The organism is Roseateles sp. P5_E11 (assembly GCF_054049355.1).
The window spans coordinates 1-1,790 of record NZ_JBFUMO010000855.1 but is presented as its reverse complement, the minus strand read 5'-3'; the positions used below and the strand labels follow the sequence as shown (position 1 = coordinate 1,790).

Sequence of the window (1,790 nt, the reverse complement as noted above, 5' to 3'; positions counted from 1 at the left end):
CCTTTGAACAACGCCATGGCGGTGCCGATCAAACCAGCGACTTCCGTCATATTGCCCGGCACGATCATCGTGTTGTTCTTCTGCGCAAGCTGGGCATAGGCGTCGACAGCCTTCTCGGCGACCTTCAGCTGCACAGCCTGATCACCGCCCGGCTGCTGGATGGCCGCTGCGATCTTGCGGATGGCGTCCGAAGTCGCGTCCGCGACAGCGGTGATCGCTGCGGCCTGGCCCTGTGCCTGGTTGATCTCGGCCTGCTTCTCACCCTCCGAGCGTGCAATGGCCGCCTCACGTTCGCCGGTCGCGATATTGATCTGCTCCTGGCGCCGGCCTTCTGACGCCGCAATCAGCGCGCGTTTCTCGCGCTCCGCCGTGATCTGCGCCTGCATGGAATGCAGGATGGCTGGCGGCGGCGTCAGGTCCTTGATCTCGTAGCGCAGCACTTTGACGCCCCAGTTCAAGGCCGCCTCGTCCAGGGCCTCGACGACGGACGTGTTGATGACGGCGCGCTCCTCGAAGGTGCGGTCCAGCTCCATGCGGCCGATGACTGAGCGCAGCGTCGTTTGCGCCAATTGCGTGATGGCGACAACATAGTTGCTCGCGCCGTAGCTCGCCCGCATGGGGTCGGTGACCTGGAAGTAGAGGATGCCGTCAACCGTCAACTGGGTGTTGTCCTTGGTGATGCAGACCTGGCTGGGCACATCGAGCGCGATCTCCTTCAGTGAGTGCTTGTAGGCCAGCCGGTCGACGAAGGGCACGAGGAAGTTGAGCCCCGGTGTGAGCGTCCCGTGGTATTTGCCCAGGCGCTCCACCACCCAGGCGTTCTGCTGCGGGACGACCTTGATGGAGCGCGCCACGAAGATGGCCGCGATGACGAGGATGACGAGTGCGATTTGGAACCCCATGAGGCCTCCCGGTGTTGTTGGTTTGCAGGCTCAGCGATCGAGGAGCAGACAACTGCCTTCGACCGCGCGAATCACATGCCGGCCACTTTGGGCCGGCGGACTGCCGATGAAGCGTGCCTGCCAGGCAGCGCCGCGGTATTGCACCTTGGCCCGGCCGTCGGTTGACCAGGTCTCGACCTGGACGGATTGACCGATGTCGAGGTTGACATCTGGGTTGCTTGCAGCGGGAGCGGCTGCGGGCATGCGGCTGCGCCGCAGGTGCCAGCCCACGACCGCTGCGCCGCCCGTGACGGCGGCGGTCAGCACTTGTGCGGTCAAGCTCGCGCCGAGATGAGCCGCCAGCGCACCGGCGATGGCGCCCACGGCCAGCATCAGCAGATAGAAGGTGCCGCTGGCCAATTCGGCCGCGACGAGCGCTCCTGCAGCGATCCACCAGACGGTGGCCCAGTTCCATTCCATCTTGTCTCCCCAGGTAAGTGTTGTCGGGTCAGTTTATAGACTGCGCTGACGCGAGTGGGACATGCTGCGGCCCTACACTTCGCCGCTTCGTTTTTTGATGCCCGCCCGCTGGAGGCCGCCGATGATCCGTTTTCACTTTCCCATCGTCATCATCGATGAGRATTACCGCTCCGAGAACACCTCGGGCCTGGGCATCCGCGCGTTGGCCGAGGCCATCCAGAAGGAGGGCATGGAAGTCCTGGGCGTGACGAGCTACGGCGATCTGTCGCAGTTCGCCCAGCAGCAAAGCCGCGCCTCGGCATTCATCCTGTCCATTGACGACGAGGAATTCACCGCGGGGCCCGAGATGGACCCTGTCGTGCTGAATCTGCGCAAGTTCATCCAGGAGATCCGCAACCGCAACCCTGACATCCCCATCTACGTCTATGG

3 protein-coding genes are annotated in these 1,790 nt (G+C 63.8%); 1 reads left to right on the top strand and 2 read right to left on the bottom strand.

Annotated features, from left to right (window positions below; all coding sequences use genetic code 11):
* A partial coding sequence (locus tag ACXJKR_RS31410) for an SPFH domain-containing protein (RefSeq protein ID WP_457326190.1) occupies nt 1–902 on the bottom strand: 902 nt, incomplete at its 3' end.
* 30 nt (nt 903–932) lie between these two features.
* Nucleotides 933–1,361 carry an NfeD family protein gene (locus tag ACXJKR_RS31405; RefSeq protein ID WP_056196692.1) on the bottom strand — a complete coding sequence of 143 codons (429 nt, stop codon included), beginning with the start codon at nt 1,359–1,361 and terminating at the stop codon, nt 933–935.
* Nucleotides 1,362–1,482: 121 nt separating this feature from the next.
* Here ACXJKR_RS31405 and ACXJKR_RS31400 point away from each other — a divergent pair.
* Nucleotides 1,483–1,790: Orn/Lys/Arg decarboxylase N-terminal domain-containing protein (locus tag ACXJKR_RS31400; protein ID WP_457326189.1), on the top strand; the 308-nt coding region annotated here is incomplete at its 3' end.